The organism is Luteimonas sp. KH_071 (genome assembly GCF_057838005.1).
Genome location: NZ_CM174458.1, coordinates 2,777,369 through 2,803,026, shown reverse-complemented (window position 1 = coordinate 2,803,026; position 25,658 = coordinate 2,777,369). Strand labels below are relative to the sequence as shown.

At 67.4% G+C, this 25,658-nt stretch carries 27 protein-coding genes and 5 tRNA genes; 24 read left to right on the top strand and 8 right to left on the bottom strand.

The features are described from left to right. Window positions 1-286: 286 nt before the first annotated feature. The 3 genes from AC3IRM_RS12910 to AC3IRM_RS12900 all read left to right on the top strand — a co-directional run bounded on the left by AC3IRM_RS12910 (window position 287) and on the right by AC3IRM_RS12900 (window position 5,008). On the top strand, window positions 287-2,020 hold the full coding sequence (locus AC3IRM_RS12910; protein ID WP_489203500.1) for a S8 family peptidase: 1,734 nt from the start codon (window positions 287-289) through the stop codon (window positions 2,018-2,020). A gap of 134 nt (window positions 2,021-2,154) precedes the next feature. Continuing rightward, the gene (locus AC3IRM_RS12905) at window positions 2,155-4,473 is read left to right on the top strand and encodes a pre-peptidase C-terminal domain-containing protein (protein WP_489203499.1); all 2,319 of its coding nucleotides are present in this window, start codon (window positions 2,155-2,157) and stop codon (window positions 4,471-4,473) included. A gap of 85 nt (window positions 4,474-4,558) precedes the next feature. After that, complete coding sequence (locus AC3IRM_RS12900; protein WP_489203498.1) at window positions 4,559-5,008, top strand: hypothetical protein; 450 nt, start codon at window positions 4,559-4,561, stop codon at window positions 5,006-5,008. 2 nt (window positions 5,009-5,010) lie between these two features. Here the strand turns inward: AC3IRM_RS12900 and AC3IRM_RS12895 are convergent, their stop codons facing one another. The 3 genes from AC3IRM_RS12895 to wrbA all read right to left on the bottom strand — a co-directional run bounded on the left by AC3IRM_RS12895 (window position 5,011) and on the right by wrbA (window position 6,520). Continuing rightward, on the bottom strand, window positions 5,011-5,499 hold the full coding sequence (locus AC3IRM_RS12895; RefSeq protein WP_489205922.1) for an asparaginase domain-containing protein: 489 nt from the start codon (window positions 5,497-5,499) through the stop codon (window positions 5,011-5,013). A 74-nt stretch (window positions 5,500-5,573) separates the two neighbouring features. After that, window positions 5,574-5,930: a DUF2069 domain-containing protein gene (locus tag AC3IRM_RS12890; RefSeq protein ID WP_489203497.1), complete on the bottom strand. Its 357-nt coding sequence runs from the start codon at window positions 5,928-5,930 to the stop codon at window positions 5,574-5,576. Continuing rightward, entirely contained in the window at window positions 5,927-6,520 is a 594-nt protein-coding gene (gene wrbA / locus AC3IRM_RS12885) for an NAD(P)H:quinone oxidoreductase (RefSeq protein ID WP_489203496.1), read from the bottom strand. Before wrbA ends, AC3IRM_RS12890 begins: the two co-directional genes overlap by 4 nt. Before the next feature lie 241 nt (window positions 6,521-6,761). Here wrbA and AC3IRM_RS12880 point away from each other — a divergent pair, with 241 nt between their 5' ends. Continuing rightward, window positions 6,762-8,036, top strand: coding sequence for a YihY family inner membrane protein (locus AC3IRM_RS12880; RefSeq protein ID WP_489203495.1), 1,275 nt, complete (start codon window positions 6,762-6,764; stop codon window positions 8,034-8,036). Beyond that, window positions 8,033-8,614, top strand: a complete 582-nt coding sequence (locus tag AC3IRM_RS12875) for a TlpA family protein disulfide reductase (RefSeq protein WP_489203494.1) — start codon at window positions 8,033-8,035, stop codon at window positions 8,612-8,614. Before AC3IRM_RS12880 ends, AC3IRM_RS12875 begins: the two co-directional genes overlap by 4 nt. Before the next feature lie 12 nt (window positions 8,615-8,626). Here AC3IRM_RS12875 and ppk2 read toward each other — a convergent pair whose 3' ends face one another. From ppk2 to hemA, 5 genes are all read right to left on the bottom strand, one after another. Then, window positions 8,627-9,403, bottom strand: coding sequence for a polyphosphate kinase 2 (ppk2, locus tag AC3IRM_RS12870; protein ID WP_489203493.1), 777 nt, complete (start codon window positions 9,401-9,403; stop codon window positions 8,627-8,629). Between the two features lie 22 nt (window positions 9,404-9,425). Continuing rightward, window positions 9,426-9,767, bottom strand: a complete 342-nt coding sequence (locus AC3IRM_RS12865; RefSeq protein WP_489203492.1) for a helix-turn-helix domain-containing protein — start codon at window positions 9,765-9,767, stop codon at window positions 9,426-9,428. Further along, window positions 9,767-10,288, bottom strand: coding sequence for a molybdenum cofactor biosynthesis protein B (gene moaB / locus AC3IRM_RS12860; protein WP_489203491.1), 522 nt, complete (start codon window positions 10,286-10,288; stop codon window positions 9,767-9,769). Before moaB ends, AC3IRM_RS12865 begins: the two co-directional genes overlap by 1 nt. Window positions 10,289-10,363: 75 nt before the next feature. Continuing rightward, window positions 10,364-11,446 carry a peptide chain release factor 1 gene (prfA, locus tag AC3IRM_RS12855; protein ID WP_489203490.1) on the bottom strand — a complete coding sequence of 361 codons (1,083 nt, stop codon included), beginning with the start codon at window positions 11,444-11,446 and terminating at the stop codon, window positions 10,364-10,366. Beyond that, entirely contained in the window at window positions 11,424-12,722 is a 1,299-nt protein-coding gene (gene hemA, locus AC3IRM_RS12850) for a glutamyl-tRNA reductase (RefSeq protein WP_489203489.1), read from the bottom strand. Before hemA ends, prfA begins: the two co-directional genes overlap by 23 nt. 91 nt (window positions 12,723-12,813) lie before the next feature. On the opposite strand from hemA, the gene AC3IRM_RS12845 reads away from it, so the two are divergent. The 19 genes from AC3IRM_RS12845 to rplL all read left to right on the top strand — a co-directional run bounded on the left by AC3IRM_RS12845 (window position 12,814) and on the right by rplL (window position 25,621). Then, window positions 12,814-14,511: a tetratricopeptide repeat protein gene (locus AC3IRM_RS12845; protein ID WP_489203488.1), complete on the top strand. Its 1,698-nt coding sequence runs from the start codon at window positions 12,814-12,816 to the stop codon at window positions 14,509-14,511. Beyond that, complete coding sequence (gene lolB / locus AC3IRM_RS12840; RefSeq protein WP_489203487.1) at window positions 14,508-15,185, top strand: lipoprotein insertase outer membrane protein LolB; 678 nt, start codon at window positions 14,508-14,510, stop codon at window positions 15,183-15,185. The genes AC3IRM_RS12845 and lolB overlap by 4 nt, the downstream gene beginning before the upstream one ends. Beyond that, window positions 15,182-16,054 (top strand): 4-(cytidine 5'-diphospho)-2-C-methyl-D-erythritol kinase, encoded by an 873-nt coding sequence (gene ispE, locus AC3IRM_RS12835; RefSeq protein ID WP_489203486.1) that lies wholly within the window; start codon window positions 15,182-15,184, stop codon window positions 16,052-16,054. Before lolB ends, ispE begins: the two co-directional genes overlap by 4 nt. Before the next feature lie 69 nt (window positions 16,055-16,123). Further along, window positions 16,124-16,196, top strand: a tRNA-Gln gene (locus AC3IRM_RS12830). A 76-nt stretch (window positions 16,197-16,272) separates the two neighbouring features. After that, window positions 16,273-17,232: a ribose-phosphate diphosphokinase gene (locus AC3IRM_RS12825; RefSeq protein ID WP_489203485.1), complete on the top strand. Its 960-nt coding sequence runs from the start codon at window positions 16,273-16,275 to the stop codon at window positions 17,230-17,232. An 83-nt stretch (window positions 17,233-17,315) separates the two neighbouring features. Continuing rightward, window positions 17,316-17,975 carry a 50S ribosomal protein L25/general stress protein Ctc gene (locus tag AC3IRM_RS12820; RefSeq protein WP_489203484.1) on the top strand — a complete coding sequence of 220 codons (660 nt, stop codon included), beginning with the start codon at window positions 17,316-17,318 and terminating at the stop codon, window positions 17,973-17,975. 45 nt (window positions 17,976-18,020) lie between these two features. Continuing rightward, complete coding sequence (pth, locus tag AC3IRM_RS12815) at window positions 18,021-18,602, top strand: aminoacyl-tRNA hydrolase (protein WP_489203483.1); 582 nt, start codon at window positions 18,021-18,023, stop codon at window positions 18,600-18,602. Between the two features lie 88 nt (window positions 18,603-18,690). Continuing rightward, window positions 18,691-19,782: a redox-regulated ATPase YchF gene (gene ychF / locus AC3IRM_RS12810; protein ID WP_489203482.1), complete on the top strand. Its 1,092-nt coding sequence runs from the start codon at window positions 18,691-18,693 to the stop codon at window positions 19,780-19,782. 251 nt (window positions 19,783-20,033) lie between these two features. Next, a tRNA-Tyr gene (locus AC3IRM_RS12805) sits at window positions 20,034-20,119 on the top strand. Window positions 20,120-20,182: 63 nt separating this feature from the next. Further along, window positions 20,183-20,256, top strand: a tRNA-Gly gene (locus AC3IRM_RS12800). A gap of 35 nt (window positions 20,257-20,291) precedes the next feature. Beyond that, window positions 20,292-20,367 (top strand) — tRNA-Thr (locus AC3IRM_RS12795). A gap of 79 nt (window positions 20,368-20,446) precedes the next feature. After that, window positions 20,447-21,637 (top strand): elongation factor Tu, encoded by a 1,191-nt coding sequence (tuf, locus tag AC3IRM_RS12790; protein ID WP_232148027.1) that lies wholly within the window; start codon window positions 20,447-20,449, stop codon window positions 21,635-21,637. 176 nt (window positions 21,638-21,813) lie between these two features. Next, a tRNA-Trp gene (locus tag AC3IRM_RS12785) sits at window positions 21,814-21,889 on the top strand. A gap of 84 nt (window positions 21,890-21,973) precedes the next feature. Beyond that, window positions 21,974-22,354 (top strand): preprotein translocase subunit SecE, encoded by a 381-nt coding sequence (gene secE / locus AC3IRM_RS12780; RefSeq protein ID WP_310151218.1) that lies wholly within the window; start codon window positions 21,974-21,976, stop codon window positions 22,352-22,354. Between the two features lie 16 nt (window positions 22,355-22,370). Continuing rightward, entirely contained in the window at window positions 22,371-22,943 is a 573-nt protein-coding gene (nusG, locus tag AC3IRM_RS12775; RefSeq protein WP_310150752.1) for a transcription termination/antitermination protein NusG, read from the top strand. A gap of 201 nt (window positions 22,944-23,144) precedes the next feature. Next, window positions 23,145-23,573, top strand: coding sequence for a 50S ribosomal protein L11 (gene rplK, locus AC3IRM_RS12770; RefSeq protein ID WP_055246815.1), 429 nt, complete (start codon window positions 23,145-23,147; stop codon window positions 23,571-23,573). 4 nt (window positions 23,574-23,577) lie between these two features. After that, the gene (gene rplA, locus AC3IRM_RS12765; protein ID WP_489203481.1) at window positions 23,578-24,279 is read left to right on the top strand and encodes a 50S ribosomal protein L1; all 702 of its coding nucleotides are present in this window, start codon (window positions 23,578-23,580) and stop codon (window positions 24,277-24,279) included. A gap of 373 nt (window positions 24,280-24,652) precedes the next feature. Further along, on the top strand, window positions 24,653-25,192 hold the full coding sequence (gene rplJ / locus AC3IRM_RS12760; protein WP_310238738.1) for a 50S ribosomal protein L10: 540 nt from the start codon (window positions 24,653-24,655) through the stop codon (window positions 25,190-25,192). A 57-nt stretch (window positions 25,193-25,249) separates the two neighbouring features. Then, window positions 25,250-25,621, top strand: coding sequence for a 50S ribosomal protein L7/L12 (rplL, locus tag AC3IRM_RS12755; RefSeq protein WP_096297402.1), 372 nt, complete (start codon window positions 25,250-25,252; stop codon window positions 25,619-25,621). Window positions 25,622-25,658 lie beyond the last annotated feature (37 nt).

Below are 25,658 nucleotides of genomic sequence, written 5' to 3'. Positions count from 1 at the left end.
AGGGATGCCCGACCGGCCGCGATCGCCCCGCTCCATTCAGCGTGCGTTTGGCCCCCGGACTCATGACCCAAATCGTCAATATGTGACGGGTTTCGCCATTATTCATGAAAAATTAACGCTTTCCTGCGTTGCGAACCGGCCGCGCTGTCGCGTAGCGTCAGTTTGCGGTCAGTTTTGTCACGTCCGCGTTCTCTGCGGAGTCAGCGTTGCCGGGAATCAAGACGGTAGCGACGGCTCCCGATCTGCCGCCGCCGCGCGGTTCACCCACTGCTTTGGGGGTTATCGGATGTCGAATCATCTGCGTCACGCGCCGCGCCGTCGCCTGCTCGTCGCCGCCACGTCCCTCGCGCTCGCGGCGCTCGCGCCGCTGTCACTCAATGCGACGGAGCGGCTCAACCTCAGCGGCCTCCAGTCCGCCGACACCCATGACCGCTTCATCGTGAAGTACCGCGACGGGTCGACCGTGCAGGCCGATCCGGCGGCGATCGACACCGCGCTGCGCGCATCCGCCGGCCGGATCGCGGTCAGTGGCGGCGGCAAGCAGCTGCGTCTTGAACATGTCCGTCGCATGACGCTGGGCGCCGATGTCGTGCGGACCAGCCGCAAGCTCGACCGCGCGGACGCAGAGTCGCTGATGCGGCAGATCGCTGCCGATCCGAATGTCGAATTCGTCGAAGTCGACAAGCTCAACCAGGTGTTCTGGACGCCGAACGATCCGCGTTTCAGCCAGCAGTACGGGTTCGGCACCGGCCCCGGCGGCATCCGCGCCACGCAGGCCTGGGACGTCACGAAGGGCGCGGGCACCGTGGTCGCGGTGCTCGATACCGGCATTGCCAACCACAGCGATCTCAACGCGAACATCCTGCCCGGCTACGACTTCATCATCGATCCCACGGTGGCGGGCGATGGCGGTGGCCGCGACGCGGATCCCAGCGATCCCGGCGACTTCTCCGGCGGCCGCGCCTCCAGCTGGCACGGCACCCACGTGGCCGGCACCGTGGCGGCGGTCACCAACAACGGCGTCGGCGTCGCGGGCACCGCGCCCGAATCGAAGGTCGTGCCGGTCCGCGTCCTCGGACGTGGTGGCGGCTACGACTCCGACATCGCCGATGCGGTGATCTGGGCGTCGGGCGGGACCGTGAGCGGTGTGCCGGCGAATGCCAACCCGGCGGAGGTCATCAACCTCAGCCTCGGCGGCGGCGGCGCCTGCGGCAACGCGATGCAGAGCGCGATCAACGGCGCGGTCGGCCGCGGCACCACGCTTGTCATCGCCGCGGGCAACAGCAACGCCAATGTGTCTGGTTTCTCGCCGGCCAACTGCAGCAACGTCATCGCGGTCGCGTCGAACACCAGCACCGGCGCGCGATCGAGCTTCTCGAACTACGGCGCCGGCATCACGATCTCGGCGCCGGGCTCGGGCATCGTCTCCACGCTCAACAGCGGCCAGACCACGCCGGGCAGCGAGAGCTACGCGACCTACGACGGCACCTCGATGGCGGCACCGCACGTCGCCGGCGTCGTCGCTCTGATCCAGTCGGTGTCCAATCCGGCCAAGACACCGGCGCAGATCAAGACCCTGCTGACCAGCACCGCGCGTGCGTTCCCGTCGACGCCGTCGCAGCCGATCGGCGCCGGCATCGTCGACGCCGCTGCCGCGGTTGCGGCCGCAACCGGCGGTACCGTGCCGAATCCCGACCCGGGCCCGGGCACCGGCGGTCTGCAGAACGGCGTGCCGGTCACCGGCGTATCGGGCGCGGCCAACAGCGCGCAGACCTGGACGTTCACCGTGCCGTCGGGCGCGCGCAACCTGGTCATCGCGATCTCGGGTGGCAGCGGCGATGCCGATCTGTACGTGCGCCGCGGCAGTGCGCCGACCACGTCGACCTACGACTGCCGGCCGTACCGCACCGGCAACACCGAGAGCTGCTCGTTCGCGACGCCGCAGGCGGGCACGTACCACGTACTCGTCCGCGGCTACACATCGTTCTCCGGCGTGACGCTGCGCGCCAGCCACAACTGAGGGCGAAGCGGGGAAAGTTCGGGGGAAGGAAGGGCAGGCAGCGGGCATCGTGATCGTGATGCCCGCCGCCGGCGGAGCACGCCGCACGCGGTGTGCTCCGTTTTTCTGGTCACCAACGAGGGGTAGAGAACAGGATGAAGACACTCATCGCCTGCATCACCGCCGGCACGCTGTCGGTCGGTGCGGCCGCGGCGGCGACGCGCGACGCGCGGCCGGCCGCATTCGACAACCGCCTGCCGGCCGAACAGACGGTCGAACTCAAGCGCATGCCGGCCGTCGATGCCGCGCGTCTGCGCGCCGAGGACGCGCGGCAGGACCGCGCCATGGGCCAGCGCCCGATCCGGTTCGCGACGCCGCACGCCGTGAACCTCACGCCGAACAATTCCGGTGACTGGGACGAGATCGCGGGCGGCAATCTGGTGTGGCGCCTGCGCGTGGAATCGAAGGACGCGCTGTCGTTGAACTTCGGGTTCTCCGAGTTCCACCTGCCGGAAGGCGCGCGTCTGCTGATCTATCCCGAGGGCCTGGACAGGAACGCCAATCCCGAAGCGATCCGCGCGTTCACCGCTGCCGACAACAAGACGAGCGGCAGCCTGTGGACGCCGCTGGTGCCGGGCGACAACGCGGTCGTCGAAGTGGTCGTGCCGAAGGCGCGGGTCGGCGAACTCAAGCTGCGTCTGAGCAGCGTCAACCATGATTACCTGGGCTTCGGCCGTCTTGCCCGCGAAGGCGCGCTCGCACAGACCAAGGGCGTGTCGGGCAGCTGCAATGTCGACGTGGTGTGCCCGGACGGCGACGATTTCCGCGACGAAATTCCGTCCGTCGGCGCCTACACGCGTTTCGGCGTCGAATACTGCAGCGGCTCGCTGGTCAACAACACCGCCGGCGACCGGAAGATGTACTTCCTGACCGCCAACCACTGCCAGATGGGCACCGCCGACGCGGCGGCCAGCATCGTCGTCTACTGGAACTACCAGAACTCGACCTGCCGCACGCCCGGCAGCCCCGAGAGCGGCGCCAATGGCGACGGCAGCCTGGCGCAGAACCAGACCGGCGCGGTGGTCCGCGCGACCTACGCGCCGTCCGATTTCACCCTGCTCGAGTTCGACGACGCCGCAGACCCGGCGTTCAACCTGAGCTGGTCGGGCTGGGACCGTCGCGATCTGGCCCCGGCGGGCGCGACCGGCATCCATCATCCGCGCGTCGCCGAGAAGCGCATCACGCACTCCGACAATCCGCTGCGCGTCGAGGGCTACCTCGGCAACAGCGGCAACACGCATCTGTGGGTGCAGTGGAACCAGCGCGGCACCACCGAAGGCGGTTCGTCGGGTTCGCCGATCTACAGCCCCGAAGGGCGCGTAATCGGCCAGCTGCATGGCGGCTACGCCTCGTGTTCGACGACCGGCGACGATCACGTCGACTGGTACGGTCGTCTGTTCACGTCGTGGACCGGCGGCGGCACGGCAGCCACACGCCTGAGCGACTGGCTCGATGCCGCAGGCACGGGTGATGCGTTCGTCGACACCATCGGTGCCGACGGCGGCGGCACCCCGGGCGTGCCGGTGGCCGGGTTCGAGTTCAGCGTCGACAACGACACCCTGACCGTGACCTTCACCGATACCTCGACCGACGACGGCGAGATCGTCGGGCATGCCTGGGCCTTCGGTGACGGCACCACGTCGACCGACGCCAACCCGGTCAAGACCTACGACGCGCCCGGGGTCTACTCGGTGGCGTTGACCGTCACCGACGACGCGGGCAATACCCGCACCCGTACCCAGCAGGTGGAAGTGGGCGACCTCACGCCGGATGCGACCGAGCTGACCAACCGCACGCCCGTCCCGGGTCTGTCGGGTGCGGCGGGTGACACGCTGCTGTACAGCATCACCGTGCCCGAGAACGTCAGCGGTCCGTTGACCATCACGACCTCGGGCGGCAGCGGCAACGTCACCCTCTATGTCAGCCAGGACGCAGAGCCGCAGGCCGATGCCTACGACTTCATCTCGCAGCGTCCGGGCAACAATGAAGTGGTGCGCATCGCCAACGTCGAAGCCGGCACCTACTACGTGAAGGTGGTCGGCATCTCCGCATTCGCCAACGTCAGCGTGCAGGCGCGTCACAACCCCCCGAGCGAGGGTGGTGGCGATGGCGGTCTGCTGAACGGCGTACCGGTGACCGGCCTGAGTGGCGCGACGGGCAGCCAGCAGTTCTGGACGATCCAGGTGCCGGCCGGTACCAGCAGCCTGCGCGTCGCCCTGAGTGGCGGCACGGGCGACGCGGATCTCTACGTCCGTGCCGGCGCCCAGCCGACCACCTCGACGTTCGACTGCCGTTCGTGGGCGAGCGGCAACACCGAGACCTGCACCGTCAGCAATCCGCCGGCGGGCACGTACCACGTGCTGGTCAACGCCTACGCGACCTTCAGCGGTGCCTCGCTGGTCGCGACCTGGTAGCGGCCGACGCGTTCACCCCTGGCATGCCGGGGGTGAAGGCATCATCGCTGCGTCGCACGCACCGGCGTGTACCGCGGAGACCGCCATGCATCGATTCCATCATGAGATCGCGCGGCGCTTCGGCGCCGCGTTTTTCGTCACGGCCCTGCTGCTTTCGGGGTGCGCGATGGGCGGCGATCCGCCCGCCACCACGTCCAGCGAGGTCACCGCCATGCAACAGCGTTTCATCGTCCGATACGCACCCGGCAGCGCGCCGGAACGCGACCCGGCGCTGGTCGCCGATCGCATCGCCGGAAGCGCGCGCGGCGCGGGTCTCGTGGATGCCAAGGGCATGCCCGGCAAGGTGACATGGCTGCGCCGGCTCGCCGTCGGTGCCGATGTCGTGTCGATCGATCCCACACTCGATGCCGCCCAATCGCAGCGGCTGCTCGATGCGCTCAACGCCGACCCCGACGTCGAGTACGCGGAACCCGACGCGCGCATGTCGATCGGTCCGGGCACCGACATGCCGATGCGCGGGCCCACGGTCGACTGAACTCAGCCCAGCGGTTCGAACCGGTTGGCTTCGACGTTCTTGCGGACTTTCAGCGGATCCCAGATTCGGCCGTTCATCGCCACGTAGACGCCCGGCGGCTTGGACTGCACGGCGCCGACGGCGGTGCCGATGTTGAACTCCGCGTCCGAGCCGCGGAACCGCGCCGGGCTCAGCGCCCCGGTCAGCACGATGGTCTTGTCGGCGATCGACGACAGCACGTTGGCGGTTTCGACCATCGAGTCGGTGCCGTGGGTGAGCAGTACGTGCTTCGCGGGCTGCGCGGCGATGGTCGCGCGGATCAGTTCGCGGTCCTCGTCGTTGATGTGCAGCGAATCCTTGCGGATGATCGGAATCACCCGGAAGCGGAACGCGACGCCCAGTTCCTCGAGCATGCGTCCGATCTGCGGATCGCCCACCTGGAAGTCCGACTTGTCGTCGAAGTAGATCTTGTCGATCGTGCCACCGGTGGTGACGATCAGCAGCTCGTCCATCGTGATGCGGTCCTGGCGGTGAAGCGGGCCGCCCATGATACCGGCGGCGATGCCCGACGCGTCCCGGGTGTTCTTCAGTCCGCGGGCGGACGGCGCTTCGAGAAGCGTGCGCGCATGCCGGGCAGACTGGCCGAGAACACGACCGCCAGCGACAGCGCGATCCCGGCCCACGCCCACAGGCCGAGTTCCGGATGCGACCAGGCGTACATCACGCCATGCGAGAACCAGAACAGCGCGGCGATGCCGGACCACAGCGGCGCGCTCGGCCGGCGCAGCAGCACGCCGGCGAGCAGCAGCAGCGGCGGCAGCACGAAGACCAGCAGGGCCGCACCGAAGTGCGCATCGTTGCGGTACCAGGCTGCGTACAGCGCCGCGATCAACACCAGCGAGGTCGCCAGCACGCGGGTGGCGGGTGGCCGCAGATCGCTCATGCGCCGAGCTTCGCGGCGAGGCTGGCGATGCGCCGGCCGAGCGCGCGCGCGAGCACGGCTTCGTCCTCGGTCGGCTGCGGGTCGTCCTGCTGGCCGGCGACGTGGCTGGCGCCGTACGGCGTACCGCCGCTGCGCGTGGTCGTCAGTGCCGGCTCGGTGTAGGGGATGCCGGCGATCACGCAGCCGTGGTGCAGCAGCGGCACGAGCATCGTCAGCAGCGTCGCTTCCTGGCCGCCGTGTTGCGTGGCGGTCGAGGTGAAGACACCGGCGGGCTTGCCGACCAGCGTGCCGCTGGCCCATTCGGCGCCCAGTCCATCGAGGAAATGCTTCAGCGGCGCGGCCATGTTGCCGAACCGCGTGGGGCTGCCGAGCAGCAGGCCGGTGCATTCGGCCAGATCCTCGCGCTCCACATAGGGCGCGCCGTCGTCGGGCACCGGTGGCGCCGCCTGCTGGGTGATCGCCGCGACCGGCGGTACCGTCCGCAGCCGCGCCTGCATGCCCTCGACTTCGCCGACGCCACGCGCGATCTGTTTTGCGAGGCGGGCGACCGATCCGTTGCGGCTGTAGTAGAGGACGAGGATGTCGGGCATGGCGGCGCCTGTGTGCGAAGAGGGGTGTGCGGAGTCAGGGACCCGCTGACGCGTCAGGAGACTCGATGACGTTGCGCACCCGCATTCTCGCGCAGTGGGCGGCGTGTTGGGGGGAATCGCACTGCGCGCATGTCCCGGGTACCGGCCCCGCCAGGCTGATGGCCCCGCGTTTCGGTGGAAATGCCGCATTGACGCCATCATCGATGCATCGCCGGGCAAACCGCTTTGCTACGCTTCGCCGATGGAGCCACTCGCCACTTTCAACCGCTGGACCGAACGGATGGCCGACCGCGCGCGCGCGCTGAGTTTCGCGCGCTTTCTGTGGCGGCGCTTTCTCGACGATCGCCTGTTCGAAGCCGCCGGCGCGCTCGCGTTCACCACCGTGTTCGCGTTGGTGCCGCTGTCGATGGTGGTCTTCGGGGTGCTGTCGGTGTTTCCGGCGTTCGGACAGTGGCGCGACCAGCTCAGCGACTACATCTTCTCGAACTTCGTGCCCGACTCGGCGCGCGCGGTCGAGCAGGTGTTGCTGCAACTGTCGACCAATACCGGCCAGCTGACGACGATCGGTGTGATCGCACTGGTGATCTCGGTGCTGGTCACGCTGCTCAGCGTGGAAACCACGTTCAACCGCATCTGGCGGGTGAAGTCGGCGCGGCCGACGTTCGGGCGTTTCCTCGTCTACTGGACCGTGCTGACGCTCGGCGCGCTGGTGGCGACCGCGAGTCTGGCGGTCTCGGCGCGGTTCTTCGCGCTGGAGATCTTCAGCACCGATTCGGGACGCCTGCTGCGCGGCCTCATGCTCTGGGCGGCGCCGATGCTGATCGAGCTCGCCGCGTTCACCACCATCTTCCGCGTGGTGCCGCACCGCACCGTGCAATGGCGGCACGCGCTGGCCGGCGCGACGCTGGCGGTGATGCTGTCGGAGATCGTGAAATGGGCGATCGGCCTGTATCTGGGCAGCTTCGACGCCTACGAAAAGATCTACGGACAGATCGCGTTCCTGCCGATCTTCCTGCTCTGGGTGTATCTGAGCTGGGTCGCGATCCTGCTCGGCGCATCGTTCGCTGCGTCGATCTCGGCGTTCCGCTATCAGCCGGCGCATATGCGTCTGCCGGCCGGTTTCGAGCTCTACGGTCTGCTGCGGATGCTGGGCCGGTTCTCGGCCGCGCGCGTGCAGGGGCGCGGTCTGCACAGCGACGAGATCCAGGCGCTCGAGCCGATGCTCACCGACGCACTGGTGCAGCAGATGCTTGCGCAGCTCGAAGAGATCGCACTGCTGCGGCGCGCCGAATCCGGTGAGTGGATCCTCGCACGCGATCTCGATGGACTCAGTGTCGGCGAGCTCTACGAGGCCTGCGATCTGCGTATTCCGGTCGCCGAAGCCCATCTGCCGTGTCGTGACGATGCGCTGGGCGTGACCGCGTCCGCCGCACTCGACGACCTGCGCATTCCGCTGCGCGACCTGCTCAAGCGGCGGGTCGGCAGCCTCTACGAATCTCCGGAGATCTCCGCATGAACCGTCTCGCCGCCTGTGTCGCCCTCGCCCTCCTGCTCGCCGCCTGCAAGCCCGACGCCCAGGCCCCGGCGGACGGCGCTGCGCGTGACGCCGCCACGCCGGTGGATGCGCAGGCACCGGCGGATAGCGCGCCCACGCCCGTGGAGGCTGCGTCGAAAGCGCGTCCCGCGCTGAAGGTCGACACGATCGACGGCGGAAGCTTCGACCTCGCCGCACATCGCGGCCAGTGGGTGGTCGTGAACTTCTGGGCGACCTGGTGCGCGCCGTGTCTGAAGGAAATGCCGGAACTCTCGGCGCTCGATGCGATGCGCGAGCATGTACAGGTGGTCGGGCTGGCCTACGAGGAGATCGAGCCCGACGACATGCGCGCCTTCCTGCAGAAGCATCCGGTGGTCTATCCGATCGCGATCGTCGACACCTTCGATCCGCCCGCCGATTTCGATACGCCGCCAGGCCTGCCGATGACCTATCTCATCGGTCCCGAAGGCCAGGTGGTGGACAAGATCCTCGGTCCGGTGACTGCCGAGAGCCTGGAAGCCATGATCGCGGCCGCAGGCGGTCCGGACATCCAGGCCTGAGGCTCGCCGCGCTCAGGGCTCGAACGGCGCGATCGGCTGCAGCACGTCGTAGCGCTCCTGCCGCGGCTTGCGCTTGAGCGCGGGAAAGCGGAGCGCCGGGGCGTCGACGTGGCTGTCGGGCAGCCGGTCGAGCAGGTCGCGGATCAGGGTCAGGCGTCCGCGGCGCTGGTCGTTGAAGTCCACCAGCGTCCATGGCGCGTGCGCGGTGTGGGTCTCGCGCAGCATCGCGTCGCGCGCCCGGGTGTAGTCGTCGTAGCGCGACCGCGCGGCGACATCGACCGGCGAGAGCTTCCAGCGCTTGAGCGGGTCATGCAGGCGTTCGGCGAACCGCGCCTCCTGTTGCGCCTGGTCGCAGCCCAGCCAGTACTTGAACAGCAGGATGCCGTCGTCGACCAGTTGCCGTTCGAAGCCGGGCGTCTGGTCCAGGAAGCCGTCGACCTGTGCGGGCGTTGCATACCCCATCACGGATTCGACGCCGGCGCGGTTGTACCAGCTGCGGTCGAACAGGGCGATTTCGCCGGCCGAGGGCAGGTGGGTCACATACCGCTGGAAGTACCACTGGCCGGCTTCGCGGTCGCTGGGTTTCGGCAGCGCCACCACATGGCACTGGCGCGGGTTGAGATGCTCGGCGATCGCCTGGATCGCGCCGCCCTTGCCGGCCGTGTCGCGGCCCTCGAACAGCACCAGCAACCGGCGGCCGCTGTGCTGGAGCCAGCGTGCGACCGCGGCCAGTTCGATCTGCATGGGTTCGAGGGCGGCTTCGTATGCCCTGCGCTTGAGCGGTTGCATCACGGACTCCTGTGAGGGGTGGCTAGTCGCGCGACTTGCGCGGCGGCGCTTGTGCCATGGTGCGCGCGACTTCCAGCAGCGCGCCCTGCTGCCGGGTGTTGAGCGCGCGATAGGCGGCGAGCAGATCGTGCTCGCCCTTGGTGCGCGCCGGATCCAGCGTGCTGGCAAGCGTTGCGAGCAGTGCGCCGGCGGGCACCCCGAACGCTTTCGCCAGCGCATCGAGCTGGTCCTGTCCGGGCGTCTTTTCGCCCCGCAGCCAGGCCGAGACCGTGGCCGCGCCTGCGCGTGGAATCGCCGCGGCCAGTTCGCCGACGCTCAGGCCGCTTGCCTTGACCAGCAGGCGCAGGGTCTGGTCGAGCGCCATCAGACTTCTTTCAGGCGCGGACGGATCGTCGCCAGATTGCACGGCTTCGTGCGTGCGTCGAGCTGGCGCTGGACGATCTTCTCCCACGCGGTCCGGCACGCCGAGGTCGAGCCGGGCAGGGCGAAGACGAACGTCGCATTGGCGAGACCGGCGAAGGCCCGGGACTGCAGCGACGAGGTGCCGATCTCATCGAAGGAAATCGCGCGGAACAGTTCGCCAAAGCCCGGCATCTCCTTGTCGAGCAGCGGCAGCAGGGCTTCGGGCGTCGAGTCGCGGCCGGTGAAACCGGTGCCACCGGTGACGAGGATGCCATCGACGGTGGAATCGGCGATCCATTTCGACACCAGGGCGCGCATCGCGTAGCGGTCGTCGGGCAACAGGGCGCGTTCGGCCACCGCGTGGCCCGCGGCGGTCAAGGACTCGACGAGGTAGTCGCCCGAACTGTCGGTGTCGAGGGTGCGGCTGTCGGAGACCGTCAACACGCAGATCTGCAAGGGGATGAAATCGGATTGGCTGCTCATGCAGCGAGGGTACCGCAGCGCATGGAACGGAGACATCGTGCGCCAGCGGCGATGTGCGCCGCCCGGCACGCGCGCTCACTGCGCGGTCATGCGCGCCAGCTCGTCGGCCTGGTGTTCCTGCGACAGCCGCGCGATCAGTCCGTCGAGATTACCTTCCAGCACGTTCGGCAGGTCATACAGGGTGAGACCCTCGATGCGATGGTCGGTGATCCGGCCCTGCGGATAGTTGTAGGTGCGGATGCGCTGGCTGCGATCGCCGCTGCCGACCTGCAGCTTGCGCACCTCGGCGGTCGCGGCTGCGCGACGCTCGGCCTCGGCCTCGGCCAGCATCGCGCGCAGGCGCTTCATCGCCTTGTCGCGATTGGCGTGCTGGCTGCGCTCGGTCTGCGATTCGACGACGACGCCGCTCGGGATGTGGGTAATGCGGATCGCCGAGTCGGTCTTGTTGACGTGCTGGCCGCCGGCACCGGACGAGCGGAAGGTATCGACCTTGAGATCGGCGGGATTCAGCTCGATCGGCTCGCCGGCATCTTCGATCGGAATGATCGCGACGGTCGCGGCCGAGGTGTGGATACGCCCCTGCGATTCGGTCTCCGGCACCCGCTGCACGCGGTGCGTGCCGGACTCGAACTTGAGCCGCGCGTACGCGCCGCTGCCGTCGACCGCGGCGATGACCTCGCGGAAGCCGCCGTGTTCGCCGGTGCTGGCCGATTCCACTTCCACGCGCCAGCCCTGCCGCTCGGCGTAGCGCTGGTACATGCGGAACAGGTCGCCAGCGAAGATCGCCGCTTCGTCGCCGCCGGTGCCGGCGCGGATCTCGAGATAGAAGCCGCCTTCGTCGCGCGCGTCGCGCGGCACCAGCAGCGCCAGCAGATCGGCTTCCAGCGTTTCCAGGCGCGCGTTGGCGGCGGCGATCTCCTCCTCGGCCATTTCGCGCATGTCGGCGTCGTCGAGCAGGCTGCGCGCGGCGTCGCGATCGTCGAGCGCGCGGCGCTCGTCGGCCAGGGCGCTCGACAGCGGCTCGAGCTGGGCGAACTCGCGCGAAAGGGCGCGGAAACGCGCCTGGTCGGCGACGGTCGCAGGGTCGGACAGCAGGCGTTCGAGTTCTTCGCGGCGTTCGGCCAGCGCTTCGAGCTTACGGCGCAGGGTCGGCAGCATCGGGTGTCCGGGGCTCGGGTTCGGGCGGCAGCAAGGCGTCGAGGCTGTCGGCCAAGGTGTCGTCGCCGCGCAGCGCGGCCTCGCGCAGGGCGGCAGTGGGCAGGTGCAGCAGCCGGTTGGTCAGGGTGTGCGCCAGCAGTTCCAGCACGGCGTCGGGTGATTGTCCGGCGGCAAGCTGCTGGCGGGCGCGGGCGAGGGCTTCGCCGCGGACTGCTTCGCCGTGCGCGCGCAGACGCTTGACCGGCGCCAGCCGGCCGCGCGCGGCATTGGATTCGCTGAAGCGGGTGACCTGCAGGTCGATGATCGCGTCCGCATCCGCGGCGGCTTCGCGACGTCCGCGGCGGTTGTCGTCGAGCGTGCGTTCCAGATCGTCGACGGTGTAGAGGAACACGTCGCGCAGTTCGGCCACCTCGGGCGCGATGTCGCGCGGCACTGCCAGATCCATCAGCAGCATCGGCCGGTGCTTGCGTGCGTCCAACGCCGCGGCGACCTGGGCGCGGCCGATGATCGGCGTGCGGCTGGCGGTCGCCGACAGCACGATGTCGGCGAGAAACAGATGCCGGTCGAGTTCGTCGAGCGGCAGCGCGATGCCGCCGTGGCGCGCGGCCAGTTCCTGCGCGTGCGCGTAGGTGCGGTTGGCGATCAGCAGGCGCTTGACGTTGGCCTGCGCGAGATGGCGCGCGGCCAGTTCGATGGTCTCGCCCGCGCCGATCAGCAGCACGGCCGAATCGGCCGGGCGTGCGAAGGATTCCTGCGCCAGCCGCACGGCGAGCGATGCGACCGACACCGGGCTGTTGCCGATGCGGGTTTCGCTGCGGGCGCGCTTGGCGGTGACGAAGGCATGCTGGAACACGCGGTCGAGATCGCTGCCGAGGGTGCCGGCTGCGCGCGCGCTGGCCCAGGCCTGCTTCACCTGGCCGAGGATCTGCGGCTCGCCGAGCACCAGCGAATCGAGACCGGTGGCGACGCGGAACAGATGCCGCACCGCATCGGCGCCGCGATGCTGGTACAGATAGGCCTGCAGCGAGCCGCCGGCCAGCGACGCATCGTCGCCGGGATGCGTCGCCAGCCAGTGCGCCAGCGCGCTGCCGTCGTCGTCGCACACCGCATACAGCTCGGTGCGGTTGCAGGTGGACAGTAACGCGACCTCGCGCACCGCCGGCAACGCACGCAGCTGGGCCAGCGCCGCATCGAGCGCATCGCCGGCAAACGCCACCCGTTCGCGCAGGGCGACCGGCGCGGTCTGGTGGTTGATGCCGAGTGCGTAAAGGCTCATGGGCTGGCGTGCCTGTCGGAAGGCGATTCCGTTCAGGCGCTTGCGATAAGCTGCGGACGAAGGCGCCCATTTTACGGCCCGGTTGCTCCAGATGCCCGTTTTCTCTCCGCCCCGGACCGCGCGGCTGCGCGCGGCACTGCTGGTGCCCCTGCTGGGACTGGCCTGCGCGGCCCACGCCCAGCGCGGCGATCTCGACCGTAACGATACGCTGCACCAGGATCTGCTCGGCGCCACACTTGCCGGCGAGTTCGCGGTCCAGGCCGGTCGCCTCGACGAGGCCGCCAACTGGTATCTCGACGCCGCCCGGCAGTCTGATGGGGACCCCGGCCTGGCCGAGCGCGCCACCCGCATCGCCCTGCTCGCCGGCGACGATCGCCGCGCCGCGCAGGCCCTGGACCTGTGGCGACGCCACGCGCCCGACTCGCTGCCGATGCACGCCGCCGAGGCCACCTTGTCCTTGCGTGCCGGTCGCGACCGCGTGGCCCGCCGCCAGCTGGAAGTCATGCTGCGCAGCGAGGATCCGGCGGGCTGGCGGCATGCGTTCACCGTGCTGGGCGGCGGCGCCCGCGACCAGGCCCAGGCCGCGCGCCTGCTCGGGCAACTCGTCGACAGCGGCGCGATTCCGGACACGCTGCAGGCCTGGATGGCCTTCGGCGGCCTCGCCCAGCGGCTGGACCGCACCGATCTGACCGAGCGCATCCTCGAGAACATCGTCGCGCGTTTTCCCGGCGAACCCCGCGTGGCGCTGCTGCGCGCGAGCCAGCTGCGCGAGTCCGGACGTCCGGAAGAGGCACGCCAGGCCCTGGCCGCCCTCGGCGATGCGGCCTTGATCGGCCCGGATCTGCGGATGGGCATCGCCGGTGAATACGAAGCGCTGGGCGATCTCGCCGATGCCGAGCGCACGCTGTCGATGGGCCCGCAGGACGGCCGCACCTATGTATTGCGTGCGTCGCTGATGGCGCGCGCCGAGAACAAGACCGCGCTCGCCGCGCTCTACGAAGAGGTCAAGGCGGTGGCGTTGACGCCGAATCCGGCGCAGCGCTTGCTGCTGGGGCAGATGGCCGAGTACCTGGAGCAGTACGACGAAGCGCTGGACTGGTACCAGACGGTACCCGGCGGCCCCGAACGCGCGCAGGCGCGGCTGCGTGGCGCCCGCGTGCTGCACGAGCTCGGTCGCCGGGACGATGCCTGGGCGCGGCTGCGCGAACTGCAGACCGATGGCACGTCCGACGAGGACATGCGCCGCAACGCGTATCTGCTCGAAGCCGAGCTGCGGCAGCAGGGCGACGACCCGGCCGAACTCGATGTCTACAACCGCGGCCTCGCCGCGATGCCGGACGATCCGGCGGTGCTCTACTCGCGGGCATTGATGTGGGAGCGTCGCGACGACATCCCGCGTGCCGAAGCCGATCTGCGCCGTGTACTGGTCGCCGATCCCGAGAACGTGGCTGCGCTCAACGCGCTGGGTTACACGCTCGCCGACCGCACCACGCGCTACACCGAGGCGCTGGAGCTGATCGACCGCGCGCGCGTGGCGGAGCCCGACAATGCCGCGATCATCGACAGCTATGGCTGGGTGCTGTATCGCCTTGGCCGCAACGAGGACGCGCTGGTCGAACTGCGCCGTGCGTTTTCGATGATGCGGGATGCGGAAGTGGCCGCCCACATCGGCGAGGTGCTGTGGGTGCTCGGTCGCCAGGACGAAGCGCGCAAGTATTTCGACGAAGCCCGCAGCATCGATCCGGAGAACCGCTCGCTGATCCGCGCGCTGGAGAAGACCGGCGCATGAAGCTCGGGATCATGGTCGCCGCGGTCGCGGCGTTGGGGCTCGCCGCCTGTACCAGCGTGCCGGTACGGCCGCCGCTGCAGACCGTCGATCTCGCGCCCGCCGCGCTTGCCGATGCGCAGGCACGGCTCGTGGCGCGTGAAACCGTGGTGCGCGCGCTGCCGCAGCTCGCGTTCAACGGCCGCGTGGCGATGTCCAATGGACGCGATGGCGGCAGCGGACGCATCGAATGGCTGCAGACCGGCGGCGACTATCGCGTGACCTTGAGCGCGCCCGTCACCCGGCAGAGCTGGCAGTTGCAGGGCGGTCCGCAAGGCGCGCGCATCGACGGCTTGGAGGGTGGCCCGCGCGAGGGCGCCGATGTCGGTCTGTTGCTGCGCGAGGCTACCGGCTTCGAGATTCCCGTCGCCGCGATGGCCGCCTGGGCTGCCGGCGCGCGGGCCGATGTCGCTGTGTCCGGCCCTGCCGAGGTCGCGTTCGACGCCGGCGGCCGGCTGGCGCGCGTGCAGCAGGACGGCTGGACCATCGATTACCTGGAATGGCAGCCCGCGCCTGACGCAGGCGCTGTGCCCGCGTTGCCGATCCGCATCAACGCGCAGCGCGGCGATGCGCGCGTCCGCCTCATCGTGGACAGCTGGTCGCCCGTCGACGCCGCAGACCCGCCGTTGACGCCATGAGCGGCGTGAAACCAGAGGCCGGCTGGTCGACCTGGCCGGCGCCGGCCAAGCTGAACCTGTTCCTGCGTATCACGGGCCGCCGCGATGACGGCTATCACGCGCTGCAGACCGTGTTCCGGATGCTCGACTGGGGCGACACGATCCGTCTGCGGGCGCGCGCCGATGGCCGGATCCGCCGGATCGGCGATTCCGTGCCTGGCCTCGCCGAGGCGGATGATCTCGTCGTGCGGGCGGCGCTTCTGCTTCAAAAAGAAGCGAATGTGGCGCAAGGTGTCGACATCGGCGTCGAAAAGCGAATTCCGTCCGGGGCTGGTCTTGGCGGCGGTTCTTCTGACGCCGCCACGGTCCTGCGCGCGCTCGATCATCTGTGGCGCCTCGACCTCGGAAAGGACCGCTTGGCGGCGCTGGGACTCGCGCTGGGCGCCGATGTGCCGGTCTTCGTCCGCGGTCGCAACGCATGGGCCGAAGGGATCGGGGAGTCGCTCGTTCCGATCGACCTGCCGCCTGCGTGGTATCTGCTCGCCGATCCCGGGGTTCACGTGAATACCGCGGGCTTGTTCCAGGCCCCTGAATTGACGCGAAATGCTGCACCCGCGACAATGGCGGACTTCGTTTCAGGTGCATTGCTCGGCAACGCGTTCGAGCCGGTCCTGCGTTGCCGCGAACCCGCCGTCGAGGCGGTCTTCCAGGTGCTTGCAGAGGTCGGAACGCCGCGGCTGACCGGGACGGGCAGCGGCTGCTTCGTCGAGTTCGCCACGCGCGAATCCGCCGAGGCCGCGCTGGCGCAGGTCGCGTCGCGTGTGTCGTCCCGCGTGGTCGGCGGCGCGGCGCGCTCGCCGCTGCTGGATGCGCTCGAAGCGGGAGGTTGAGGGCGGTGGCTGGTGGCTGTCGATTCGGAACGCATTTCCCGAATCGGCAGCCACGAATCACCGCTTTCTAGGGGCGTCGCCAAGTGGTTAAGGCACCGGGTTTTGATCCCGGCATTCGCAGGTTCGAATCCTGCCGCCCCTGATATCCGTACCGGTTCACACGTGCCGGCACGGCCACTCCTCCATCCGCTCGGTCAGAGCGACGCGGAACTGCAGACATGAAAGAAGAACGCAATCTCCTGATCTTCTCGGGTAACTCGAACCGCCCGCTGGCCAAGGCCGTATGCCGCGAACTCGGCGTGCGCCAGGGCAAGGCGCTGGTGTCGACGTTCTCCGATGGCGAGGTGCAGGTCGAGATCGAAGAGAACGTGCGTCGGCAGGATGTCTTCGTGATCCAGCCGACCTGCGCGCCGTCGGCCGAGAACCTGATGGAACTGCTGGTGCTGATCGACGCGCTCAAGCGCGCCTCGGTGTCCAGTGTGACCGCGGTGATTCCGTACTTCGGCTACTCGCGCCAGGATCGCCGCCTGCGTTCGACGCGCGTGCCGATCACTGCGAAGGTCGTGGCGAAGATGGTCACCGCCGCCGGCGCCGACCGGGTGCTGACGATCGACCTGCACGCCGACCAGATCCAGGGCTTCTTCGACATTCCGGTCGACAACGTCTACGCCTCGCCGCTGCTGCTGGCCGATATCTGGCGCGCGCACGGCACCGACAACATGGTTGTGGTTTCGCCCGACGTGGGTGGCGTGGTGCGCGCCCGTGCGATCGCCAAGCGCCTCGACGATGCGGACCTGGCGATCATCGACAAGCGCCGTCCGCGCGCCAACGTCTCCACGGTGATGAACATCATCGGCGATGTGAGCGGCAAGACCTGCGTGCTGGTCGACGACATCGTCGACACCGCCGGCACGCTGTGCGCCGCGGCCGCCGCGCTGAAGGCGCAGGGCGCCACCAAGGTCGTCGCCTACTGCACCCACGCGGTGCTGTCGGGCCCGGCGATCGACAACCTCAACAAATCGCAGCTCGACGAGATGGTGGTCACCGACACCATCCCGCTATCGGAGGCCGCGCGCAATTGCACGCGTATCCGCCAGCTCAGTGTCGCCGAGCTGCTGGCCGAGACGATCCGCCGGATCGCGTTCGGAGAATCGGTCAGTTCGCTCTACGTCGACTGACCTGCTGCAACGTCTCGTCTGGTCGCGGACGAGACGCTTCACCGCCGCGAGGCGGTATCAATCCAGAAAAGTGAATACAGAAAATGGCTACCACGCATGAAATCAAGGTGCAGCGCCGCGAAGACGAGGGGAAGGGTGCGAGCCGCCGCCTCCGTCTTGCCGGCAACGTGCCTGCCGTCGTCTACGGCGGCGACCTCAAGCCCGTCAGCATCGAGCTGAGCCACAACGATGTCTGGCTCGCCAGCCAGCACGAGTGGTTCTACGCCTCGATCCTCGACCTGAGCCTCAACGGCGACGTCCAGAAGGTGCTGCTGCGTGACATGCAGCGCCATCCGTTCAAGCAGCAGATCATGCACCTGGACTTCCAGCGCGTGAACGCGAACGAGACCATCCGCACCGCCGTGCCGCTGCACTTCCTCAACGAAGACACCTCGCCGGCCGGCAAGGCTGCCGACGTCGTGATCACGCACGAGCTCAACGAAGTCACCGTGACCTGCCTGCCGGGCGATCTGCCGGAGTTCATCGAGATCGATCTCGGTGAGATGGTCGTGGGCGACATCGTCCACCTGTCGCAGGTCAAGCTGCCGAAGGGTGTCGAGATCCCCGAGCTGGCGCTGGGCGCGGACCACGACGTCGCCGTCGTCGTCGCCAAGCACGGCCGCGTGGAAGCCGAGCCGGAAGAAGAGACCGACGAGGCGTCGGCCGATGTCCCGGCCACCAAGGCCGCGAAGGACGACGAGTAATCGTCGCGCGGGCGCGTCTTCGGGCGCGCCTGCGTTGCCGTATCGATGGCAGGACTGCGACTGATCGTCGGGCTGGGCAATCCCGGTCCCGAATATGCACGGACCCGGCACAACGCCGGGTTCCGTTTTGTCGACGAACTCGCCGCCAGGGCGGGCGCGTCGTTCCGGCTCGACAGCAAGCTGTTCGGCGAGACCGCGAAGATCGACATCGCCGGTCAGCCGGTCTGGCTGCTGAAGCCGGCCACCTTCATGAATCTCAGCGGCAAGTCGGTCACCGCCGCGCTGCGATTCTGGAAATTCGAACCCGAGCAGGCGCTGCTGGCGCACGACGAACTGGATCTGCCACCCGGCACCGCCCGACTCAAGTTCGACGGCGGGCATGGGGGCCAGAACGGACTGCGCGACACGATGCAATTGCTCGGCCACGGTCGCTTCCACCGGCTGCGCATCGGCATCGGGCATCCGGGCAGCAAGGACAAGGTCACGCCGTGGGTGCTGGGCCGCGCGAACGCTGACGACGACATTCTGATCGGCCGCGCGGTCGATGCTGCGATCGACGTTCTGCCCCTCGCGATGGACGGCAACTTCATGGATGCGATGACGAAGCTGCACACGGTGAAGCCGTAATTGGTGATTGGTGATTGGTGGTTCGAAGGCGCGATCTGCGTGCGAATCATCAATCACGAATCCCGAATCACGGATCACGGACACAGCAATGGGCATCAAATGCGGCATCGTCGGCCTGCCGAACGTCGGCAAGTCGACCCTCTTCAATGCGCTGACCAAGGCGGGCATCGCCGCGGCCAACTTCCCGTTCTGCACCATCGAGCCGAACGTCGGCATCGTGCCGGTGCCGGATCTGCGCCTCAACGCGCTGGCGGCGATCGTCAAGCCGCAGAAGGTGCTGCCGACGGCGGTCGAGTTCGTCGACATCGCCGGCCTCGTCGCGGGCGCGGCCAGTGGTGAGGGCCTGGGCAACAAGTTCCTGTCGCACATCCGCGAGGTCGACGCGATCACGCATGTCGTGCGCTGCTTCGAGAATCCCGACGTCATCCACGTCAACAACAAGGTCGACCCGATCGCCGATATCGAGACCATCGATACCGAGCTGGCGCTGGCCGACTTGGACTCCGTCGAGCGCGCGCTGCAGCGCGCCGAGCGGTCGGCCAAGACCGGCGACAAGGACGCGAAGATCCGCGCCGAAGTGCTCGGTCGCGTGCACAAGGGCCTGGCCGACGGCCAGCCGGTGCGCGCGCTGAAACTGTCCGACGACGACAACGCGGCGATCCGCGACCTGTTCCTGCTGACCGCGAAGCCCGTGCTGTACATCGCCAACGTGCTCGAGGATGGATTCGAGAACAATCCGCACCTCGACGCCGTGCGTGCACGCGCGGTGGGCGAGGGCGCCGAAGTGGTGCCGGTGTCGGCGGCGATCGAAGAAGAACTCTCGCAGCTCGACGACGCGGACCGCGACGCGTTCCTGACCGATCTGGGGCTCGACGAGCCTGGACTGAATCGTGTGATCCGCGCGGCGTACGGCCTGTTGACCCTGCAGACCTACTTCACCGCGGGCGTCAAGGAAGTGCGCGCGTGGACGGTCAAGATCGGCGCGACCGCGCCACAGGCGGCCGCTGTCATCCATACCGACTTCGAGAAGGGGTTCATCCGCGCCGAAGTGGTCGGCTATGACGACTTCATCCGCTACAACGGCGAATCCGCCGCGAAGGAAGCCGGCAAATGGCGCCTCGAAGGCAAGGAGTACATCGTCAAGGACGGTGACGTGATGCATTTCCGTTTCAACGTCTGATCGCTTGCGGTCGGGACCGTCGAGCAAGAGGCGCCTGCGGGCGCCTCCTGTAAGGGAAATGCGGGCAAATGCCATCGGATCGCACACGTGGCCATGGCGCCCGGGCGCTGGGCCGGTTAAGATGCGCGCCCGTCTGCACAGGTCATTGGCCACGCAGCGGGTCCGGTGAAATCCAGCGCCTTCCGGCGTTGACAGAACCGGGAACTGGCCCCAAAATCGCGGGCTGTTTTCACCGGCAACACGAAAGCGCCGGAGGGATACCCAAGCGGCCAACGGGGGCAGACTGTAAATCTGCTGGCTTACGCCTTCGGTGGTTCGAATCCACCTCCCTCCACCATCTTTCGATGTGGTGGAAACAAGTGCAGTGCGACAGGTTGTAATGCGGTAGGCGGGTCCCGGTGCGGGAGTAGTTCAATGGTAGAACCTCAGTTTTCCAAACTGATTACGAGGGTTCGATTCCCTTCTCCCGCTCCATTGAACGTTCCATAGTTCCCCAGTTCCACATCGTTGCTCACGTAGCTCAGTCGGTAGAGCACCTCCTTGGTAAGGAGGAGGTCGAAGGTTCGATTCCTTTCGTGAGCACCATCCTCCGCGGGTCCGCTTCCAGTGCGGATCCGACGCGGCACGCAGTCACCACCTCACCAGATTTCGAGACAGAGCAGCCATGGCAAAGGGTAAGTTCGAGCGCACCAAGCCCCACGTGAACGTGGGCACGATTGGTCACGTTGACCACGGCAAGACGACGCTGACCGCGGCGCTGACGAAGATCGGTGCGGAGCGTTTCGGCGGCGAGTTCAAGGGCTACGACCAGATCGACGCGGCGCCGGAAGAGAAGGCGCGCGGCATCACGATCTCGACGGCGCACGTGGAATACGAATCGGCCGTGCGTCACTACGCACACGTCGATTGCCCGGGTCACGCCGACTACGTCAAGAACATGATCACCGGCGCTGCGCAGATGGACGGCGCGATTCTGGTGTGTTCGGCTGCAGACGGCCCGATGCCGCAGACCCGCGAGCACATCCTGCTCTCGCGTCAGGTCGGCGTGCCGCACATCGTCGTGTTCCTGAACAAGGCCGACATGGTCGACGACGCCGAGCTGCTCGAGCTGGTCGAGATGGAAGTGCGTGAGCTGCTGTCGAAGTACGACTTCCCGGGCGACGACACCCCGATCATCCACGGCTCGGCCCGTCTGGCGCTGGAAGGCGACCAGAGCGAGATCGGCGTGCCGTCGATCCTGAAGCTGGTCGACGCCCTCGACACCTTCATCCCGGAGCCGGAGCGCGACGTCGACAAGGCATTCCTGATGCCGGTCGAAGACGTGTTCTCGATCTCGGGCCGCGGCACGGTCGTGACCGGTCGTATCGAGCGCGGCATCATCAAGGTCGGCGAAGAAATCGAAATCGTCGGTATCCGTCCGGTGCAGAAGACGACCGTCACGGGCGTCGAGATGTTCCGCAAGCTGCTCGACCAGGGGCAGGCAGGCGACAACGCCGGTCTGCTGCTGCGCGGCACCAAGCGTGACGACGTCGAGCGTGGCCAGGTGCTGGCCAAGCCGGGTTCGATCAAGCCGCACACCGAGTTCGAGGCCGAAGTCTATGTCCTGTCGAAAGACGAAGGCGGCCGTCACACGCCGTTCTTCAAGGGCTACCGTCCGCAGTTCTACTTCCGCACGACCGACATCACGGGCGCGTGTGAACTGCCGGAAGGCACCGAGATGGTGATGCCGGGCGACAACGTGAAGATGGTGGTCACGCTGATCAACCCGGTGGCGATGGACGAAGGCCTGCGTTTCGCGATCCGCGAAGGCGGCCGTACCGTCGGCGCCGGCGTGGTGGCCAAGATCATCAAGTGATCCGACGGCCCGGGTGTGCAACTGCACACCCGGGCCGGCGTTCATTCCGGCGTGAGCCGGGATACAGTGGTTTCTGCAGGGTGCCAACCCCGTCGAGGCCGCGACAAGGCGGGCCGGAACCCCGGTCCGCCTTCGCCGTCTAAGGGTGTCCGAAGCCGGTTGTTGTTCCAATCCGTACGCCAGTAGCTCAATTGGCAGAGCAGCGGTCTCCAAAACCGCAGGTTGGGGGTTCGAGTCCCTCCTGGCGTGCCATTCGCGGAGTTGTCCGCGCGGGTCCGGACGCATCTTGATCCGCCCCGTCAACCGAGCAGTCGCAAACCGATGAGTCGCCGGGAATTGAACAGCAGAGTTGAACAATCCAAGGGTGCGTCTTCGACGGACCTCGCCAAGTACGCCGCCGCGATCCTGCTCGTTGTCGCCGGCGTGTTTGCCTTTTACTGGTTCCAGGCGCAGCTGGCCACGCCGGTGCGCAGCATCATCGTCGCTTTGTGCGTCGTAGGCGCGACCGCGGTCTTCCTGACGACGGACAAGGGTCACAAGACCCGTGATTTCTTCTCGGAGACCCGCTTCGAGATGCGCAAGGTCGTCTGGCCGACGCGCCAGGAGGCGATTCGCCTGACCTGGATCGTGATCATCGCCGTGGCGATTATCAGCCTGATCCTGGCCGGCTTCGACCAGATCATCCAGTGGCTGATCCGCCTCGTTCTGAGGCAGTGACGGAGTAACGATTCAGATGGAAACCGAAGGCGTCAAGCGCTGGTACGTCGTGCATGCCTATTCCGGCTTCGAGAAGTCGGTGGCTCAGGCGCTGCGCGATCGCATCGTGCGCACTGAAATGCAGGACAAGTTCGGCGACGTGCTGGTGCCGACCGAGGAAGTGATCGAGATGCGCGCCGGGCAGAAGCGCCGCTCTGAGCGCAAATTCTTCCCGGGCTATGTCCTGGTGCAGATCCTGACCTCGGACGAGGGCGGTATCCCGCGCATGGACAACGAGAGTTGGCATCTGGTCAAGGAAACGCCGAAGGTGATGGGCTTCATCGGCGGTACCGCCGATCGTCCGCTGCCGATCCGCGACGAAGAAGCCGCCGTGATTCTCGATCGCGTGCAGGAAGGCGTCGAGAAGCCGCGTCCGAAGGTGCTCTTCGAGCCGGGCCAGATGGTCCGCGTGACCGATGGCCCGTTCAACGACTTCAACGGCGTGGTCGAGGAAATCAACTACGAGAAGAGCCGCCTGCGTGTCGCAGTGCTGATCTTCGGCCGTTCGACCCCGGTCGAACTGGAATTCGGGCAGGTCGAGAAGGCCTGAACCCCGCTGCGCCCGTCTGTGACGGGCGCGCGAAACCCTGCTATAGTGCGCGGCTCACTGTCTGGCTGCGCCAGACATCCGCACAGGCCGCCGTATGGGCGGCCTTTCGCGCGAGATGGACAACGTGAATCCGGGACACGTGTATTCCCGGAACGATGGGGAGCCTGATTCCAGGCGCTTGCACCCGGAGAGAAGAAGACAATGGCGAAGAAAGTCGTCGGTTACATCAAGCTGCAGGTCAAGGCCGGTCAGGCCAACCCCTCGCCGCCGGTCGGTCCTGCGCTGGGTCAGCGCGGCCTGAACATCATGGAGTTCTGCAAGGCGTTCAACGCAGCGACTTCCAAGCTCGAGCCGGGTCTGCCGACGCCGGTCATCATCACGGCCTACTCGGACCGTACCTTCACCTTCATCACCAAGAGCACGCCGGCATCGGTGCTGCTGAAGAAGGCGGCGGGTGTGGCCTCGGGCTCCAAGCGTCCCAACACCGAAAAGGTGGGCAAGGTGACGCGCGCGCAGCTCGAAGAAATCGCCAAGGCGAAGGAAGCCGATCTGACGGCGGCCGAGCTGGAAGCGGCAGTGCGCACCATCGCGGGTTCCGCCCGTTCGATGGGCCTGACGGTGGAGGGCTGAGACCATGGCACAGACCAAGCGACAGAAGAGCATCCAGGCTGCCGTGCAGCCGGGCAAGAACTACGCGATCGATGAAGCCCTGAAGATCGTCAAGGACAACAGCAGCGCCAAGTTCGCCGAAGCCGTGGACGTCGCCGTCCGCCTCGGCGTCGACGCGCGCAAGTCCGACCAGCAGGTGCGCGGTTCGACCGTGCTGCCGCAGGGCACCGGCAAGAGCGTCCGCGTCGCGGTGTTCGCGCCCGCCGGTGCCAAGGCCGACGAAGCCCTGGCCGCCGGCGCCGACATCGTCGGCATGGATGATCTGGCCGAGAAGATGCAGGCAGGCGATATCAACTACGACGTCGTGATCGCGACGCCGGACGCGATGCGCGTGGTCGGCAAGCTCGGTACGGTGCTGGGTCCGCGCGGCCTGATGCCGAACCCGAAGGTCGGCACCGTGTCCGCGAACCCGGGCGAGGCCGTCAAGAATGCGAAGGGCGGCCAGGTCCGTTACCGCACCGACAAGGCCGGCATCATCCACTGCACGATCGGCAAGGCCGACTTCGATGCGGAGAAGCTGAAGGAAAACCTGCAGGCGCTGCTGGCCGATCTGGTGAAGGCCAAGCCGGCCACCGCCAAGGGCCAGTACCTGCAGAAGATCTCGGTGAGCTCGACCATGGGTCCGGGTGTCGCCATCGACCAGTCGTCGCTGACCATCGCACGCTGATCGAAACGCAATAAGCGCGCCGTCCCGCTTGCGGGGCGACGCGATTTGGGGGCATCGCAACGGACCGACGGTCCGGTGCGGCGCCGTCAAAGACCGCAGGCGCGGTGGAGGTCGGAGTGGCGACGGGCAGGGATGCTCGAACTGGCAGGGAATCGCCGCCACCGATGATCGAGACCGCTTAATCCCGAGGTGCTTGCACCGACAGGCCTGCGTAGATGGTGATGCCCTTCTGAAGTTTTCTGGTCCGACGTCCGTCAACCAGGCAGAAGGCCACCACCGGGATGCTTCGTGCATCCCCGGCCTCCAGGACGGAAGCCGCTCAGGACCGCAAGCGGCAGGAGCCGTGAGCGGAGTTCACAATGAGGAGTGATGAATGGCTCTCAATCTGTCCCAGAAGCAGGAAGTTGTCGCGGAGCTGGCAGAAGTCGCCGCGAACGCCCACTCCCTGATTGCTGCCGAGTACGTGGGCACCACGGTCAGTCAGATGACCGCGATGCGCAAGAAGGCTCGTGAGACCGGTGTGTACTTGCGCGTTGTCAAGAACACCCTGGCCGCACGCGCGGTGGAAGGTACCAGCTACGAGTGCTCGAAGGACTCGCTGGTGGGCCCTCTGCTGTATGCGTTCTCGACCGAGGAGCCCGGCGCAGCCGGTCGCCTGATCAAGGAATTCGCGAAAGACAACAGCAAGCTGGTGCCGAAGCTCGTCGTCATGGAAGGTCAGCTGTATCCGGCCAGCCACGTGGACGTGCTGGCATCGCTGCCGACGCTCGAGCAGGCACTGTCGATGCTGGCCCGCGTGCTGTCCGAACCCGCTGCGATGTTCGCCCGTGCCGTCAAGGCCGTCGGCGACAAGCAGGGTGGTGGCGACGAAGCACCCGCGGACGCAGCAGCCGAGACGGCCGAAACGGCTTAAGCCCGGCCTGTCGGTTCAACGAAACCTATCCCAGAAAATTTTTCAAAGGTAATCACAATGTCCCTTACCAACGAACAGATCGTCGACGCCATCGCCGAGAAGTCCCTGATGGAAGTGATGGAGCTGGTCAAGGCCATCGAAGAGAAGTTCGGCGTCTCCGCCGCTGCTCCGGTCGCCGCGGCTGCTGCTGCCGGCCCGGCTGCCGCTGTCGAAGAGCAGACCGAGTTCACCGTCGTGCTGAAGGCTGCCGGCGAGAAGAAGGTCGAGGCCATCAAGGTCGTCCGCGCCATCACCGGCCTGGGTCTGAAGGAAGCCAAGGACCTGGTCGAAGGCGCACCGAAGGACGTCAAGGAAGGCGCCACGAAGGAAGAAGCCGAGAAGATCAAGAAGGATCTCGAGGCCGCAGGCGCGACCGTCGAAATCAAGTAAGCGGCACTTGGCATCGCAGCACATGCTTGCGATGCAC